We start from the raw sequence: 16,089 nt of genomic DNA, 5'->3' as shown, positions 1-16,089 counted from the left end.
CGAGGTTTCTCTTTTTCGGTCAAAAACGTTATCCTGAGGCACGATTGCTGCTGATTTCTCGTTTTTTCACGTTTTCCCGTATTTACCAAACATGTCTACCGCTTCGGTCCAACACGTCGACGTTCGCTTGCCCGATGGCACCACTCACAGTCATCCCGGCGATACCACGGCGATGGATATTGCTCGGGGCATCAGCGAGGGGTTGGCCCGCGCCGTCGTCGCAGCGGAAGTGGATGGGAAAATCGTGGATTCGTTCCGCCCGCTCGGTGAAGTAGCGGGTGAAGACGGATCGTTGTCGCTGAAATTGCTGACTTCGCGGGATTCTTCCGCCCTCGATGTGCTCAGGCACTCGGCGGCGCACGTGATGGCACGGGCGATCATGCGGGTCTACGACGGCGTCTCGCTGGCGTTCGGCCCGACCACCTCGGGCGGGTTTTACTACGACTTCGACCTTCCGGAGAAAATCAGCGAAGACGATTTTCCGAAAATCGAAGCCGAGATCAAGAAAATCATCAAGGACAAGGAACCCTTCGAACGCTTTGTTCTCGATCGCGATGAGGCTCGCAAACTCTGCGACGACCTCGATCAAGACCTCAAAGTCGAGCACATCGACACCGGTCTGGGCGACCAACCCACCGTCAGTTTCTACCGCCAAGGCGAATTCGTCGACCTCTGCCGGGGACCTCACATCCCTCACGCAGGGATGATCAAGGCGATCAAGCTGCTGTCCGTCGCCGGTGCCTATTGGAAGGGCGACGCCTCGGGGCGGCAATTGCAACGGGTGTATGGCACCGCGTTCTTCGACAAGAAGGAACTCGCCGCCTACCTCGAACAACTCGAAGAAGCCCGCCGCCGCGATCACCGCGTCCTTGGCAAGCAACACGGCTTGTTCGCGATCAATCCCGAGGTCGGTCAAGGTCTCTGCTTGTGGCTGCCCAAGGGAGCCCGGGTGCGGGTGGCACTGGAGGATTTCTTGCGGAACGAACTGCTCTCACGCGGTTACGATCCCGTCTACAGCCCCCATATCGGCCGCGTCGAACTGTACGAAACCAGCGGTCACTTCCCCTACTATCGCGACAGCCAATTCGCGCCGCTGTTCGGTACCGAAGTCGGTGGGCTGCTCGACGCCTGGAGCAGCCGGCTGAGCGAGGGGAAGCTCAGCGGCGATGACGAAGACAAGCTGATGGCAGCCGCGGAGGTGTTCGGAGTCAAACTACCTCAATACAAGGCTTCGTCATCGGACGATGCCAAACAGAAGGTGCTCCATGACTGGCAACTCGCCCACGAGCGATACCTGCTCAAACCAATGAACTGCCCGCACCACTGTCAAATTTTCGCCGCTCAACCGCGATCTTATCGCCAGCTGCCGCTGCGATTGTTCGAGTTCGGAACCGTGTACCGCCACGAGCAAACCGGCGAACTCAACGGCATGATGCGAGTGCGGGGATTGACCCAAGACGACGCACACATCTTCTGTACCGCTGACCAGGTCGAAGAAGAATTCCGCGCGACGATCGAACTGACTAAGTTCGTTTTAGAATCGGTCGGTCTCGATGATTACAGCGTCCAGCTTTCGCTGCGTGATCCTGATAGCAGCAAGTATGTGGGTAGCGAATCCAACTGGGACCATGCCGAAAGCGCCTTGCGTGGCGTCTTGCAGCATTCCGGCTTGGAGTTCAACGAGGAGCCCGGCGAAGCCGCGTTCTACGGCCCCAAGGCGGACTTCATGGTCCGTGACTGTATCGGTCGCTCGTGGCAGCTCGGGACCGTGCAGTTGGATTACAACCTGCCGCAGCGTTTCAAGCTGGAATACAAAGGCAACGACAACGCCACGCATCAACCCGTCATGATCCACCGCGCCCCATTCGGATCGCTCGAGCGATTCACGGGGATGTTGATCGAGCATTTTGCCGGTGCGTTCCCAATGTGGCTGTCGCCCGAACAAATTCGGGTGCTGCCCCTGAGCGACAAATCACTCGACTACGCCGTGGCAGTGGCGAAGCAGCTCGACGAAGCGGGATTGAAGGTCACCGTGGATTCGCAGGATGGGAAGGTGCAAGCGAAAATTCGTAACGCCCAACTCGACCTGGTCAATTACATGGCCGTCGTGGGACCGAAGGAAGCCGAGAGCGGACACGTCGCGCTGCGAGACCGTATCGATGGCGATTTAGGCTCGATGCCGATCGCCGAAGCGATCGCCCGGTTGACCGACGAGATCAAAACCCGAACCGTGCGACAAGCCGTGCGGTCGTCGACCGTGTCGGTCGCCGAATCGGGCGAGACGTCGCACGAGTATTGAGACTTCCCGGCGGAGGTCGCTTCACCCGACCGCCGGCTCGTTCGTTGGCACGCCTTCGGCATAGGAGCCAATGAGGCCGTCCTCAGGCCTGGATCCCCCCAGGCCTAAACCGTCACGCGGCCGCGGGGGCCGAGGCGACCGAACATGCGGTCGAGTTCATCGCGGCTGAAGAACAATGCTGTCGGGCGCCCGTGCGGGCAGTGGTGCGTGTCTTGGTAGAGATCCTTCTGCTCGAGCAAGCTGACGATCTCCTCCGGCGAGAGTGGATCGCCTGCTTTCACCGCCGCTTTGCAGGCCACGGTGCTGAGCAGATGGTTGAGCAAGTCGTAGGGATTGGGATCGCGACCGGCGCCCATCACCGACTCTAAAATCGTCCGCAACATCTCTGCTGGATCTTTGTTCGGCATGATCGCCGGGTAGGACTGGATCAGGACGGTTTCACCGCCAAAGTCCTCGATTTCCAACCCGATCCGGGCCAGCGTGTCTTTGACTTCCAACGCCGCGGCCCGTTCGGCGGGCGTCAGGGAAACAGGTTCGGGAACGAGTAACCGCTGGGCTTCCAAGGACCCGTTTTCGCCCAGCACTTTTTTGCAGACCCGTTCGTAGAGCACCCGCTCATGCAAGGCGTGTTGGTCGATGACGACCATCCCCTTGTCGTCCTGGGTGACCAGATAGCGATTGTGGACCTGAAACCCGAGATAACAAACGCTGGGGCTCACCCCGCCGATGGACTGCATCGTCGATCGTTCGGCGCTGGAATCAGCGGCCGCTCCACCCTGAGCGGCCGACTCACCAGGCGGCAGCGACGCATCACCAGGCGGCAGCGGCCCATGAACCGTTGATTCATCGCCGTCCCAGGGTGCAGATGCCGGGACCTGTTGGATTCCCCCGCCGAACGGCTGGAATTCGGGCGTCCCCCCGAACGCGGACGCCGGTGTGCTCGGCGCCGGTGAGCTCGACGATTCGATTCGATGGGTTGCCGAGGACATCGTTTGGTCCCGGCTGCGGTCATGCCCCGTTCGCGCCCAATCGATCACGGCCTGCCGCTGCCCGTCGACTTCGCGTGCAGGCATGCCCATCACCGATTCCCCACGCGATCGCAAGGCATCGCCCGTGACCGGTTCGGGGGCAGGGGCGGCCCCGACGCGGTGCGTCATGTCGGTGGACAGGAACCGTTGTCGGAGCGTTTGCAGCAACCGGCTATAGACGCGGCCACTGTCGGTGAATCGCACCTCGAGCTTGGCGGGGTGCACATTGACGTCAATCATTTCCGGCGGCATCGTCATCCGTAAAAAACAGACAGGGTGCCGGCCCACCATCAGCAGTCCCCGATAGGCTTCGCCGAGAGCATGCTGCAACGCCCGATCACGGATGTGCCGCCCGTTGAGGAACAGGTACTGCATCCGATTATTGCCTCGGCTGACCGCGGGATCGCAGGCAAATCCAAATATTTTGACTTGGGCATCGTCGCTCTCGATCAAGATCAGCGATTCGGAAATCTCGGTGCCAAAGAATGCCTCGATCCGATCGGCCCACCGTGGTGTCGGTAACAGGTCGAACATTTCCTTGTCACCGTTGCGCAGCACAAAGTGAACCTTGGGGTTCGCCAATGCCAGGCGAGTGAACGCTTCGACGATATGGCCGCGTTCGGTTTGCGGCGTCTTGAGAAACTTTCTCCGCACGGGCGTGTTGAAGAACAGATTGCGGACTTCGATCGTGGTCCCGACGGGACATCCACAGGGGCCGGGCAACTCGATCACGCCACCGCGGATATCGATTTGGCTGCCGCTCGGGGTGCCTTCGGCGCGGCTGCGGATGGTCATCTGGGACACGCTAGCGATCGACGCCAGAGCTTCACCACGAAATCCCAGCGTGCCGACATGGAACAGCGAGTCGTCTTCGGGGAGTTTGCTCGTCGCGTGACTGGTCACCGCCAGCGGCAGTTGATCGGCCGTCATGCCGCAACCATCGTCACTGATCCGGATCATCTCGACACCGCCGCCGGCGATCGTCAGTTCAACGCGGGATGCCCCCGCGTCGATACTGTTTTCGAGTAATTCCTTGACCACCGAAGCCGGACGCTCGATCACCTCGCCAGCGGCAATCTGGTTGACCAGTTGCGGCGGCAGTTGGCGGATGATCCGCGGCCCCTCCGGCGGTCGCGGGAGAGGTGCGGAGGATTCGTTCGTCGGCTCGTCGGTGGTGGTCGCGTTCATGCCCTTGAATGTAACGGATCAGTGCCCGGGGACAATCGCAAACGACAAGGTCGACGGAGGGACGGGATCATCCGACGGCTAACGCTGCTGCCGGGTTGGCCGACCAGCGGTTTGGACTCCGCCTTTGGGACGCAGCAAGTAAACCTTCGGGTCATCGATGATGAATGATGTACTCCATCGCTGGCCATCGTCAGCACTACAGATATTGTAGAAGAATGTCCGCAACCGTTCGGCGCGATAGCTGTACGGGAACTGGCTCGTGATGTAGTCGTCTTCGGTCAAGTCGTCGACACCGGGCGACGCATAGTAGTGAACCATGCCATCGGGTGTGACGCTCATGCCGAGAGTCCACCAACCCGTCGTGGTGATTTGCGGGCCCCGGAAATCACCGCCATTCTTGTTGCTGCGAATTCGCAGATAGGCGTAGTCGGCATCGCGACCGGTCTGATCTTTGCTCTCGAATTCGATGAACATGCCCGGCCAATAGATTTCGTTTCCGAGCTCTTCGACCTTCCGTTTGAAAAAACCGACTTCCTGCTCGATCATGGCGGTCGTCTCCAGCCCCAAGCGGAAACCAAATTGGGGACCGGATCGGTTTTCCCACTCCGCCACCGGTGGCAGGAAGACCCGCGTCGTCACGTTGGGGGCCTCCGAGACATCGATGCGGCGGCCGAGACGCGTGTGGATGTTACAGATAAAATCGTCTTGATGCATCGTGCCGCTGGGGCGACCGGGGATACCGGTGAATTTGCTTCGCAGCAGCATCGATCCCTCACTCCCGGGGATGCCCCCGGCAGGTGTGGCGACACGTTCGACGACATCAGGATGGCCGCGCTTGATGCCTTCATACCACCTTCCATTGGCGCTCTTGCCCAAGGGGCCACGCCGATTTTCGTCGATGTCCTCTGTGCTCTTGGGGTTGTTGGGGATGTAGCGCCACTGGACGTCTTCAAAGTCGTCAGCGACGCCCGTCAATTCAACACCCGTTCCCGGCACGACCGATCGCTGCGCCTGGGCGTGTTCAGCCAAATTCGTTGAGACCAAACAGGCCACGCAGGCCACAAGAGATTGCCAGCAATTCATCCGATTCATGATATCCGTCGCTTCCGTTTCAAGAATGTTGAAATGGACACGGCAGGCTGGCAGCAACCACGGTTGCTGACTTGGATCCATGACACGCCGGACGTCAGACGCCCTGCGAGAATCCTGCCGTGACGGAGGCCCCCCTCCAATCATGTCAATCGGAATATTTCGAGCTCAACTCAAATCAAAGCGGCCCATGAGAGGCGATTAACCGCTGCAATCGCTACGAACTGTCCGCTGAGGATGCCAGACGCACGCCAGAGAGAAAAAATAGAGTGGTTTTTGCGTGCCGCGATCGTGGAGCGAATTATGCTCTCCTTACACGGCGGAGACGCCCACGCACGGGCGGAGACGCCCAGGCATGGGCGGAGACGCCCACGAGCAACATGATGATGACAACAAGATAATCAGCGTCCCCCCGTGCGAGGCGGGGTCGGCTCTCCGGAGCCGGCCTCGCCTTTTTTCGTGGGCTTTCTCCGCCCTGAAACCGCGATTTTTGTTGACGGCGGGCTATCTTTCGGTGGATAATGGGACTGCACCGCAGGCGGCTTCGGTTGCCTTCGTCCTTCTCTCTTCTCGCAGGTGTTGCGTTGCTTTTGCACAACGAATTCTCAACCGTGTCCGCTTCCCGCTACTCAGCAAGTCGCTCAGCATCCCCGTTTGAGTCGCAAACCGCTCGGTCCCAGGCAGCCTCAGCGCCCGTGGTGATCGCCCTGACTCGGAACGATTCGGACGCGGGTGCCAACGGTCGCCGCAGCTGGGCATTCCGATTGTGGTGGATGATGGCCATGACCGCAGCGGCATGGTGCTTGCTAGCCGGGGTCGCGTCGGCACAGAAGTACGAGACCTTTGAACTCGATAAGAAATTCGAGGCTTTCAAGGACCCCAAGAAAGCCGGCGAACTCGAGCGGGCGGCCAGCCAGCTCAAAACGGCCCGGGATCTCAGCAAGATCAGCACCTCGGCCCCCGGCATGGCCAAGTTCTACCTCCAAAAATACATCCCCTGGAAACTCACCCAGAAAGAGAATCTGCCGGAACTCAGCAGCACGATCGAAGAATTGCTCAAAGATCTCGACGGCGCTCAGCGGATGTCCAGCGCCGGGGCGCAGGACTTGCTCGTGGGCACTTTTGTCGGCATGAAAACGATCGCCGAAGGCAATTACATTCCAGCGGCCCGCATCAACGCAATCAACGCCCTGGCTCGACTCAATGCCACACCGCTGGATATCGCCGCCGGGCGTCCCCCGCTGCCGCTGAAATACAGCTTTCCGATTTTATTCAAACTCTACGCCGATGAAAAAGAGAATGACGGTGTCCGGGCAGCCGCATTGCACGGGATGCATCACTACACCGAGTTCGCTTTCCCGGTCATGACGCCCGAGCAAAAGAAGTCGCTCGTCGACGAAATGAATAAACTGCTCGCCGCCGAACCACCCCAATCGCGGAACCCCGAAGCGCACGCGTACCTACAGCGATTCGCGGTCGACATCTTGAACATTCTCCGCGCCCCCAATGACGAGTCGCTCGGTACGCAGTTAATCAGCATCAGCACCTCCGAAACACAGCCCGACTTGATCGCCTTGTATTCAGCGTCAAAACTCGGTGGCCTCGACACCGGCCTGCAAGGCAAGGTGAAAGATCCCGCGGAGGTTACGAAGCAGTGGTCGCTGCGTGCTTTCAATGCTGTCGAATCAGAATTGGCCCGTTTTGCCTCGCAAACCCCGCGAAAAAAAGCGTTGCAGCAGCCCCCCAATCCGATCACGTTCCTGCAAAAAAGCGAAACCACCAAGGACCGAGAAAAACGACGCCGCAGCGCTAGCTCAGGCCGCGGTGCCGGGGGCGGAGGAGGAATGGACCCCAGTATGGGCGGCTATGAAGGCATGGACATGATGATGGGCGGCGGTGAAATGATGGACAGTGGATACGGGGACATGAGTGGATACGAGGACATGAACATGATGGGCCCGGGGATGATGATGGCGGCCCAGATCCCACCCCAGCCACCCGAAGTGAACCTTTCACGACGCAAAGTGAGCATGGTTCTGCAACAACTGCTCCGCGGGGCGACAGGCTCCTCCAAGGGGAAGATCGAAGCGAAACCAGCTGGATTGATGGCGGCGGTCGCACAACCTGAACAGGCTGTGATCGAGAAATGGGTCGCGACCATGCTGGAGGTCGTCTCAGCTCTCAATGAAGATAACTTGTCGGATCTCGAGAAATGGACCGAAGCGTTGGAAAACCAACGACCCGTCTTGGGTGCCCTCGCGGGGATCGAAGTCACCGCTATCGAAGATCCAGACGAATTCGAAGATCGTCAGCTGCTCCCATTTCCTGGCATGCCAGCTCCCGCTGAAGCTCAGGGCCTGCCAAGCATGCTGCCTGTGGAGTGAACCGCTCTGCTCGCTGGTTACTCCTTGTCGGAGACGCGGTCAAATCGCAACACGCGACCGAAACTGTTGTATTCGGCCACAAACAGAGTGCCCTCGTCATTGACGACGACGCCGTGAGGCGCGTTTAAGATGCCATTCCGCCATTGTTCGGGTTTGACCGCGTTGGTGGCGATCTCGCCGGGACGCGTGTTTTCGCCAAGCGTTAACATGCGATTGCCTTCCTTGTCGAGAACACTCACGCGACCTTCGAGCTCGCCGACAACGGCATAGTCGCCCATCAATGTCACAGCCGCTGGGCGTTTCATGTCGGGGATCGTCCCGAGCACCTCGCCATCGAGCGACAGCATCATCATGCGGCGATTCTCGCGATCACAGCACAATAGTTGTGGCGGACTGAAGCGAGTGTCCACAACCAGCTTGTGAACGGTTTTGAAGTTGTAGGGTGCGTTCGAACCACCGAAACTGTGCTGGTACGTGCCGTCCGCTGACAAGACATGGATCAAGTTATTGCCATAACCATCCGCGGCAAAAATACGCCCATCCGGTGCGGGCACAACACAGGTGATCGCTTTTGACTTGCCATTGAAATCATCGGGCGTGAGCTGGAATACGATTTCACCGTCCAGACGCGTCTTGATGATCCCTTTGCCGTTGTTGTCGGTGCCGAGGATGTACTCGCCACCGTCGTCGGTCCCCATGACAAAACCGTGAACGCGTCCATGAAAATTGGGGACGTTTCGCAGGTAGTCACCCGCAGCGGAATAGACTTGGATGCCCGGTCGCGGTCCGGCCTGCACACTCACATAGACGTCACCGGCTTGGCTGATGGCGATATCCCCGTGCATGTTCCCGAGCGTTGCCATCGGCGCGGGCGGTTTCGCCCATCCGTCGACATATTCAAACTCGAGATCCGAAGGGGCGGTGGTGGCGGGTGCGCCCGTGGTGTCGGCGGCATGCACGGCAGAACCACTGATCAATCCTGCCAGAGCGAACGATGCGAACAAGTTGGGGACGCGGGAAAATCGGGTGCATAACATGCAGCGTACTTTCAGAAAGATGGTGAAAAACGTCTTGGACGACGCAGTGACTCCCGCTTAGTATATCCCAACCCCAGACCCCTTGACGGCCCCGCGGGGGATTGCGGCGGAGCATGTCTTGCTCGCAACGCACGTGTTTTCGGCGCATGGGGGCGGGACGCCTGCGCACCCCCACGCGGCCATCGCGTGACCTGCAGCACGCGACTCGCATCCCAAATGCTTCACGGGGTCGCTCGTCCCCCGACCCAACGCGGGCCCGCCCTCTCAGCGGGAGAACTGCAGGGTGCCCGATGACATCTACAGCCAGGGGGCACCCGAATCCGTTTTGATACGGACCCTACGAGGCCGGTGGCGGAGGAGGTGGTGTGGCTGCGTTGAGCAAGCCAGAGAGTGCCGGCACATTCGCTACCGGGGACCACGCGGCCATCCCCGCCGACCAGACCATCGTTTGCCCGTTGACTTCACCGCTGGTAATTCCGGATCGGAGTTGAGCCCCCGAAAAAGGCCCCTTCGTCTGGCCGCCTGCGGCCACGTACCATGCCTCAGTGGGTGGTGGTGGCGGGGCGGCTGAACCAGCTCCTGCACCGGCGGCCATGCCGGGCATCATGCGGCTGGCCATCGCCATCCCGAGACCGAGGCCCAAGCCTTCGGACGCACCGCCCCCACCGCCGCTCTCGGCGGCCGAGGTCATGGCCTGGCCCATTTGGTATTGTTGGTAGCGATCGAGATCGCCCAACACTCCCATGCTCGTACGTGTGTCGAGTGCCTTTTCGACGGATTCGGGGAACGAAATATTGACGATAAAAAGCTGTGGGCAGTCCAGCCCATACTCGTCATCAATCCGCTCGACCACCTTTTCCCGCAGTTTGCCGGCGAGCTGTTCATAGTTGCTCGCCAAGTCGAGTGCCGCGATTTGCGAGCTGCCGATCAGATCCGCGAAGGTACTTTGGATCACGGACCTCATCAGCGTGTTGACGTCATCGGCGCCGAATTGGCCGTTGGTACCGACAACCTCCTGCAGGAGCGCCTTCGGATTGACCGCCTTGAGCGTGTAGGTGCCGAAAGCGCGGATGCGAATCGGACCAAATTCCGGGTCGCGAAGCATGATCGGATTGGGAGTGCCCCATTTCAAGTCCGTCAGTTGCCGCGTGCTGACAAAATACACCTCGGCTTTGAAGGGGCTCTCGAAGCCATACTTCCAGCTCTGCAGCGTTGTCATCACGGGCATGTTCGCCGTGGTCAGCTCATAGTGTCCCGGTGGATAGACATCTGCGATCTCACCCTGGTACACAAACACGGCAACCTGGCCGGGCCGCACGATCAACTGGGCTCCGTTCTTGATCTCGTTGTCGTGTCGGGGGAATCGCCACATCAGAGTGTGGTGTGAGTCGTCGATCCATTCGATGATGTCGATCAACTCGGACCGAATCATGTCAAACAATCCCATGTGGATTCCTTCGTATTGTAGGTGCAGCGAGGCGGAGAATGGCGTCGTGAGTATAGGGCATGACGTGTGGTTTCGGGGACTTGAGGGACGTTTTAAACGGCACCCGCCATGTCGGTGAGCTGGATGCTCGAGCGGGTTTGTTCTTTCTCCAGATAGGCGCGTCCGAACTTCACGTTGACGTGGTCCCAGGGCAGTTTGTGGAGCAGTTCGTATTTCTGATGGACGATGGCATCGACATCCAGTCCAGCATCCGCGATCGCCGTCCACCACCGTTGAGGGTCGAGATGCTCCGTCCAGCCGTCCATCCGGGCACCGCGTTCCCAGGCCAAACGGATCGCCTTTCCGGTGCGACGGTCACCCCGGCTGAGCAACCCTTCGAGCAGACTCGTTTCGATGTCGTGGCACTTGATGTTCACGCTGCGAATCTGCCGGCGGCTGTACAGATATTGATGCGCCCATTGAAAATACTCACGCGATTGCATCCCGTTCCACTGGTACGGCGTGTGGGCTTTGGGCACGAAATTGGAAACGCTCGCGGTCACCCGCGCATTGCGCCCGGTGACCTCCTTGCCAACGGTGGCAATCGTTTCGGCAAGGTCGACGATCCCGTCCAAGTCGACTTGACGTTCGCCGGGCAGGCCGCACATGAAATAGAGTTTGACACTTTCAAATCCGTTCTGAAACGCCGCCCGGCAACCATCGATGAGATCGCTATTCTTAATCTTCTTGCGGATCTGTTCACGCATGTCGTCGCGTGCCACCTCGGGCGCGAGGGTCAGGGAACGGCGTCGGTCGCTGCCGATCAGTTCGGGTAGACTGCGCAACTGATCGTTGACCCGGAGACTCGGTACAGTGATGTTGACACCGAGCGGACGAAAAACCTCATGCAGACGGCGGATCAGAGGTTCGAAATGTGGGTAGTCGCTGCTGGACAGCGACAGCACGCTGATTTCGTTGTAGCCCGTATTGCGATAACTCTCCAGCGCCGCGTTCACGATCGTGTCCACTTCGCGAATCCGCAGTGGCCGTTTGATCACCGTGCTTTGACAGAACCGACAGAGGTGGGGGCAGCCACGCATGATCTCGATGGCGATGCGATCGTGAACACACTTGACATACGGTACGATTGGGGCCGTCGGCAACGGAATGCCATCGAGATCCGAAATCACGCTCGGGGCGATTGTTTCGGGCACGTCGCTACGGGTGCGTGCGATCGCGGCGATGCGATCGTCGACATACTCGGGCGTATAAAACCGCGGGACGTAGGCAAATTCTAGGCTAGCGGCGATTTTCGCCAGCGCGTCGCTACGTTGAAGACGCCCCTCGGCACCGCTGGCAAAGGTGCCGTCGTCGCGGCGAACGGCATTTCGCAGATCCACCCATGCGTCACAGATCGCGGGCAGGGCGGGCTCACCATCACCGGTGATCATCACGTCAAAGTAGTCCGCCATCGGTTCGGGGTTTTGACAACACGGACCGCCCGCAACCAGCAACGGGTCGGCCATCGTGCGATCTTCGGCGAGCAAGGGGATGCCGCCTAAGTCGATCATCGTCAACACATTGGGAGAGCTGATTTCATATTGGAGAGATAACCCAATCACGTCGAATTCGCGCAGCGGTGTGAACGTTTCGAGCGTGTAGAGCGGCACGTCGTGCTCGCGCAGTTTCGCCTCCATATCCGGCCACGGGGTGAACACGCGTTCGGCACACCAATCCTCGCGGCGATTGATCAACGAATACAGCACCTGCAATCCGTGGTGGCTCATGCCGATTGTGTAGGCGTCAGGAAAACCGATCGCCAACCGTCCCCGCAGGCCGGTATGATCCTTGACCACGATATTGCGTTCGCCACCGACGTATTGGGCAGGCGACTGCACGTACGGCAGGATGCGTGATTCGAGCTTGCGTTTGAGTGCGTGATTGATCATGACAGTCCATTGGGATAGGGTCTGCGAATTACCCACAAAGTGTTAGGATGGAACCATTGCCCCGCCCGAAACCGATTCGATCGTTCGGAACAATTGGCCGTAAACTTCTGAAGGAGTGAACAGCGCGAATGTGTCGGTAATTCAGAGGATTTAAGATAAGGTTTCGCGGGGATGGTAACCACCGCCGAGACGTTCCTCGAAACGATAGGTGCCAGCCACATCCATGACAAAAACCAACCTGGAGTAACGATGAGCGACTACGAGAGCGTCGGAAAAGTCAGCGATTTCGAGGAGAACGTGGGTCGCGCCGTGGCGATTAAAAATCGCATGGTGGCAATTTTTCGCAAGGGCGACCAGTGGTATGCGATCGACGACATGTGCCCTCACATGGGCGCGTCATTAGCCGAAGGATACGTCGAGGAGAACACCGTCACTTGCCCCTGGCACGCGTGGCGATTCTGTATCGTTGACGGGACGTGGGAAGACAATCCTCGAACCAAAGTCGATTGTTTCGATATCAAGGTGGAGGGCGACGAAGTCTGGGTGCGTGAAAAAAAACCGGATGCTTGAAAAACCGTGACTAGCGGTATTGCTCGTGGCAGTTGGCGCAGGTTTGGGTAATTTGACCGACGCCGCCCCGCACAGCATCAAAATCCTGCCGCTCGATCGCTGAGACGACGGACAGAGAGGCTTCGCTCATCGCACGACTCAGCATGGCGTAGTCACTATCCTCCGCATCATCCATTCCCTCTTTGGTCAAAATCTCCCCGACCATCGCGAGCAGCTCGGCATTCTTTCGCAGCTTGTCAATGTTCTCTTCCGCGGTCGCAGCGTCCGTGGATTGGTCACTGAGTTGATCGACGAGTAATTGGCAGTACTCCATCAGCGGCGAGCGATCAACGATCATGGACCAATCGTTTTCCGGGTCACTTGTTTTTACGGCCGTTAGGCCCGCACCGGACACGAGGTCTTGGAGATCGGCTTTGCGGAGTTGTGCCTCGTTGAAAACGGGGGTCGACCCGGCCGCACAATTTCGCGCCGTCTTGGCGACTAAGTCACGGGCCGTTTGAGCATCCGATTTCCAGCGCACGTCACCGGAGTACTCGGTGATCACGGCGAACAATGACGACAAAATCGAGAGTTGCAGCCGCGCGTCCTGGTACCCACCGCTGTTGAACGCACCCGGCGTGGTCAGCCCCGCGTCAAACTTCAGCTTGACCCGTTTCACCTCATCTTCGAGCGACAGGGGCGAAATGAGCTTGTTCCAACCCCCAGCCCCCGTCTCGGCATCCGCCGTCGCGGCCGCATCGGTCTGGGCGGTCACCGTCGCCGCGTCCCGTTCACGCAAGCTAGACAATGTGGGGCGTTCACCTCGAAATGCGGTGGCCATGTCCGGAAAAAAGATGCGGGATGTCACCGCGTCATCGAACTGCGGTGGCCGCGCCCGCTGTTGCTGTGCATGAGCAAGATTGGACGTGGCCGCTGCGCCCATGATCGCCAACGTCAGGAGCAGGAGGGGAGAAGACGGTCGCATATCAATATTTTCGATAACGGGAAGACTTCCAGGGCGGGCGAACCAACGCGCCGCGTGCTAAGAACTCGAGAAATATCCGGGGCTCGCGAGTGAACCAAGACGCGTCTACGGCTCGATTTTTCGCCGCTGCCCGCTGCCTCGCGGCACCCCGCTCACACTGCGGGCCGTCCATGTCGATTCGATTCGAGAGCCCGCAATCACCAGCGGCTCAGGGTTTTCCGATCGCGTCGAGGTACTCGGACACCGCTGCGAGTAAAGGATCGATGGTCTGGGGTTGAATCTGATGCGGCGGTGACCAGGCGAACCACTCGTACGAATCGTGTTCACTGACTTCAATTCTAACAACATCCGGGAGGCGTGCCAAAAAGTACCTGACCTTCTTCTGGAAAATTCTCCCCGGTTGTTTGCGGTAACTCACCTCGTAATCGAGATCAAACTGGAAGCGTTCATCGAACCGGCACGTTCGGGGATCGATGCCGGTTTCCTCCTCCAGTTCTCGCTGGGCGGTTTCTAAATAGGATTCGTCACCGTCACAATGGCCTTTCGGAAGATCCCACCGATCGGGATGCCGCATCAACAGAAACTGGGGCTGGGGTGCCTGAGTCAGTATCAGTACACCTGCCGCTCGAACCCGCGTCTTCTTTGACATCAACACCACCATCCTATTTTGTTGCGATTGCCCCCCGAATCATCGACCAAGGCGTACGCTACCCTCGGCGAGCGACGGCTCACATCAAACGTCGCGAGCGTTTTCGTCACTCTTCTCCTCGGCGGCGCATCGGCGACGGGCGCGGCAGGAGACGATTCTTATGGTACCATCCCAGCATGAAAATTTACACTCGTACCGGAGATACCGGCACAACTGGATTGTTCGGCGGACCGCGGGTGCGCAAGGACCACGCACGGATCGAGGCCTATGGAACGGTCGACGAACTCAATGCCGTCTTGGGCTGCATTCGCAGCCTGTTGGACACCACCAGTCGCGAACGGACTGGCGACCGCGAGACGACGGATTCCCTACGACAACTGGACGACTGTTTCGCATGCCTCCAGCACGAACTGTTTTCGCTCGGTGCCGAATTAGCGTCACCCCGTCCGGATGAATTCCATTTACGGGTGATCGGGGCGGAGCACATCGAGCGACTCGAGCGTTGGATCGATCATTCAGAGAGTCGTCTGCCACCCCTGAAGGAGTTCATTTTGCCGGGTGGATCGGCGCTGACGGCGCAAATTCACGTTGCCCGGGCGGTCTGTCGCCGCAGTGAACGCCGAGTGATCACGCTCTCGGAATCCGCTGATCTCGAAACGCCTATCAGTAACGAAATCATCATGTACTTGAACCGGTTGAGCGATTGGCTATTCGTGGTCTCGCGAGACGTCAACCGCGTTCTGGGGCACACCGACCAACCGTGGATCAAGCCTTCGTTGGGCGAATAGGATGCCGTCGCCAGCGTCGCCAGGCGGTGGAGAATCGCAGGCCAACGTCAAAACACGCGCTCTGACAAACGCAACGGTCGATTTTCAGCCCCCACCAATCGTCGATGGGAATGACTTCCCAACGCTACCAACGGGGGCTCTCGCGAGGTGGCGAGATGAGGCGGCTTTCTGGGAACCGAGCGACCATGGAAGGGTTCCAAGTTTTGATTCGAATCCGAACCGCCGACGATAACATCGCGGATCCCTGCTACCCAATTTCCCCATCGAGCGTGTAGAATGCGTACGGGCACCGACGTCCATCGGACCCATCTCACGCACACTCGTTACTTCCGCCGGAGCCCTCTGCCGTGAAAAAAGTCGAAGCCATCGTTCGCCACTTCAAACTCGAAGACGTTAAGAACGCGTTGACCGAGCAAGGCATCCAGGGCATGACCGTCAGTGAGGTCCGTGGATTTGGTCGCCAAAAAGGGCACACGGAAATCTATCGCGGCACCGAATACGCCATCGATTTTGTGCCCAAGGTAAAGATCGAAGTTGTCTGCACGAGCGAAAATTTGCAAACCGTCATCGACGCGATTTTGCAAACCGCTCAAACAGGACAAATCGGCGACGGAAAGATCTTCGTGACCGACCTCGAAGACTCGATCCGGATTCGCACCGGCGAGCGAGGCGAAGAGGCGCTGTAGGCTGGCTGAGTCAAAACCTACGACGAAATCCG

12 protein-coding genes are annotated in these 16,089 nt (G+C 59.0%); 5 read left to right on the top strand and 7 right to left on the bottom strand.

The features are described from left to right. The first annotated feature begins 91 nt into the window (after positions 1 to 91). Positions 92 to 2,299, top strand: coding sequence for a threonine--tRNA ligase (gene thrS / locus SH410x_RS06025; protein ID WP_473675539.1), 2,208 nt, complete (start codon positions 92 to 94; stop codon positions 2,297 to 2,299). Positions 2,300 to 2,403: 104 nt separating this feature from the next. On the opposite strand, the gene mutL is transcribed toward thrS, so the two are convergent. Further along, entirely contained in the window at positions 2,404 to 4,515 is a 2,112-nt protein-coding gene (gene mutL / locus SH410x_RS06020; RefSeq protein ID WP_473675537.1) for a DNA mismatch repair endonuclease MutL, read from the bottom strand. 78 nt (positions 4,516 to 4,593) lie between these two features. Then, positions 4,594 to 5,688, bottom strand: a complete 1,095-nt coding sequence (locus tag SH410x_RS06015; RefSeq protein WP_473675535.1) for a hypothetical protein — start codon at positions 5,686 to 5,688, stop codon at positions 4,594 to 4,596. A 527-nt stretch (positions 5,689 to 6,215) separates the two neighbouring features. Here SH410x_RS06015 and SH410x_RS06010 point away from each other — a divergent pair. Beyond that, the gene (locus SH410x_RS06010; RefSeq protein WP_473675533.1) at positions 6,216 to 7,988 is read left to right on the top strand and encodes a hypothetical protein; all 1,773 of its coding nucleotides are present in this window, start codon (positions 6,216 to 6,218) and stop codon (positions 7,986 to 7,988) included. A gap of 17 nt (positions 7,989 to 8,005) precedes the next feature. Here the strand turns inward: SH410x_RS06010 and SH410x_RS06005 are convergent, their stop codons facing one another. The 3 genes from SH410x_RS06005 to SH410x_RS05995 form a co-directional block, all read right to left on the bottom strand. After that, entirely contained in the window at positions 8,006 to 9,025 is a 1,020-nt protein-coding gene (locus tag SH410x_RS06005; RefSeq protein ID WP_473675531.1) for an NHL repeat-containing protein, read from the bottom strand. Between the two features lie 337 nt (positions 9,026 to 9,362). Beyond that, positions 9,363 to 10,472 (bottom strand): SPFH domain-containing protein, encoded by a 1,110-nt coding sequence (locus tag SH410x_RS06000; protein ID WP_473675529.1) that lies wholly within the window; start codon positions 10,470 to 10,472, stop codon positions 9,363 to 9,365. A gap of 92 nt (positions 10,473 to 10,564) precedes the next feature. Beyond that, positions 10,565 to 12,400 (bottom strand): TIGR03960 family B12-binding radical SAM protein, encoded by a 1,836-nt coding sequence (locus tag SH410x_RS05995; protein ID WP_473675527.1) that lies wholly within the window; start codon positions 12,398 to 12,400, stop codon positions 10,565 to 10,567. 249 nt (positions 12,401 to 12,649) lie between these two features. Here SH410x_RS05995 and nirD point away from each other — a divergent pair, with 249 nt between their 5' ends. After that, the gene (nirD, locus tag SH410x_RS05990) at positions 12,650 to 12,970 is read left to right on the top strand and encodes a nitrite reductase small subunit NirD (protein WP_473675525.1); all 321 of its coding nucleotides are present in this window, start codon (positions 12,650 to 12,652) and stop codon (positions 12,968 to 12,970) included. A 10-nt stretch (positions 12,971 to 12,980) separates the two neighbouring features. Here nirD and SH410x_RS05985 read toward each other — a convergent pair whose 3' ends face one another. Both SH410x_RS05985 and SH410x_RS05980 read right to left on the bottom strand, forming a co-directional pair. Further along, positions 12,981 to 13,934 carry a cytochrome c gene (locus SH410x_RS05985; RefSeq protein ID WP_473675523.1) on the bottom strand — a complete coding sequence of 318 codons (954 nt, stop codon included), beginning with the start codon at positions 13,932 to 13,934 and terminating at the stop codon, positions 12,981 to 12,983. A 208-nt stretch (positions 13,935 to 14,142) separates the two neighbouring features. Continuing rightward, positions 14,143 to 14,583: a bis(5'-nucleosyl)-tetraphosphatase gene (locus SH410x_RS05980; protein ID WP_473675521.1), complete on the bottom strand. Its 441-nt coding sequence runs from the start codon at positions 14,581 to 14,583 to the stop codon at positions 14,143 to 14,145. Between the two features lie 176 nt (positions 14,584 to 14,759). On the opposite strand from SH410x_RS05980, the gene SH410x_RS05975 reads away from it, so the two are divergent. Further along, on the top strand, positions 14,760 to 15,371 hold the full coding sequence (locus SH410x_RS05975) for a cob(I)yrinic acid a,c-diamide adenosyltransferase (RefSeq protein WP_473675519.1): 612 nt from the start codon (positions 14,760 to 14,762) through the stop codon (positions 15,369 to 15,371). Between the two features lie 347 nt (positions 15,372 to 15,718). Further along, positions 15,719 to 16,057, top strand: coding sequence for a P-II family nitrogen regulator (locus tag SH410x_RS05970; protein WP_146389333.1), 339 nt, complete (start codon positions 15,719 to 15,721; stop codon positions 16,055 to 16,057). The last annotated feature ends 32 nt before the right edge of the window (positions 16,058 to 16,089 follow it).

This window comes from Rhodopirellula sp. SH410 (assembly GCF_055811895.1).
Note: the sequence above shows the minus strand (reverse complement) of the source record. Positions and strands in the feature narration are given on the sequence as shown.

Excerpts from the sequence above, each read along its gene's own strand:
- SH410x_RS06015 (WP_473675535.1), bottom strand. The coding sequence starts at position 5,688 with ATGGATCCAAGTCAGCAACCGTGGTTGCTGCCAGCCTGCCGTGTCCAT.
- SH410x_RS06005 (WP_473675531.1), bottom strand. The coding sequence starts at position 9,025 with ATGTTATGCACCCGATTTTCCCGCGTCCCCAACTTGTTCGCATCGTTC.
- SH410x_RS06000 (WP_473675529.1), bottom strand. The coding sequence starts at position 10,472 with ATGGGATTGTTTGACATGATTCGGTCCGAGTTGATCGACATCATCGAA.
- nirD (WP_473675525.1), top strand. The coding sequence starts at position 12,650 with ATGAGCGACTACGAGAGCGTCGGAAAAGTCAGCGATTTCGAGGAGAAC.
- SH410x_RS05980 (WP_473675521.1), bottom strand. The coding sequence starts at position 14,583 with ATGTCAAAGAAGACGCGGGTTCGAGCGGCAGGTGTACTGATACTGACT.
- mutL (WP_473675537.1), bottom strand. The coding sequence starts at position 4,515 with ATGAACGCGACCACCACCGACGAGCCGACGAACGAATCCTCCGCACCT.
- thrS (WP_473675539.1), top strand. The coding sequence starts at position 92 with ATGTCTACCGCTTCGGTCCAACACGTCGACGTTCGCTTGCCCGATGGC.
- SH410x_RS05995 (WP_473675527.1), bottom strand. The coding sequence starts at position 12,400 with ATGATCAATCACGCACTCAAACGCAAGCTCGAATCACGCATCCTGCCG.
- SH410x_RS05975 (WP_473675519.1), top strand. The coding sequence starts at position 14,760 with ATGAAAATTTACACTCGTACCGGAGATACCGGCACAACTGGATTGTTC.
- SH410x_RS05985 (WP_473675523.1), bottom strand. The coding sequence starts at position 13,934 with ATGCGACCGTCTTCTCCCCTCCTGCTCCTGACGTTGGCGATCATGGGC.